Below are 647 nucleotides of genomic sequence, written 5' to 3'. Positions count from 1 at the left end.
AATATAATTCTTTTGACAAATATTTAAAAAGGAATTTTTATGCAAATATAAATAAGGTGCAACAGTATTAAATAAAAAAATACTATAAATCAAATGTATATTTTCAACAGTTGTATCTTTTACAAAATAATCTAGAAAGGGCATGATAGATAATCCTAGTAGCAATACAATTAAAGCGATTATCATATATGCATTTCGATATAACTTCATAAGTACATTAATTTTACTTTGATCATTATCTGCAACTGGCTTATATAGACTATACATTATACTAGCGCCTACACCTGCTTCTACCAAAGCTAACATGGCTAATATATTCGTAATAAGTCCATTTATCCCTAAATATTCAACTCCTAGTGTCCTTATAAAAACGGTTCTCGAAATAAAACTTAACGAGGTAATAATAATTTGGTTTCCCAAACCGACTGAAATATTAATTACCGAATTTTTCACTCTCATCTTTTCCCACACCCATACTTTTTCTACGGAAATATATTAATATTTCAAACAATTACTTTTTGTATAAGCTGTAATTAATACTATAAACAAAGCTAATACCCATACAACTTCCCATATATTTTCATTTTTAGAATGAGCGCAATAATTTCCTATAGAATGTATCAAGTTCTAAACAATAACATATTCTT

General features: G+C 26.9%; 1 pseudogene. It reads right to left on the bottom strand.

The window, feature by feature from the left end:
* Positions 1–459: pseudogene (locus KI356_RS27475) on the bottom strand (lipopolysaccharide biosynthesis protein); the annotation flags it as partial.
* Between the last annotated feature and the right edge of the window lie 188 nt (positions 460–647).

The sequence above is a fragment of the Bacillus hominis genome, assembly GCF_018332515.1.
GTDB classification, from domain to species: Bacteria; Bacillota; Bacilli; order Bacillales; family Bacillaceae_G; genus Bacillus_A; species Bacillus_A hominis.
The sequence above is the reverse complement of the archived record's forward strand: the minus strand, read 5'-3'. Positions and strand labels throughout refer to the sequence as shown.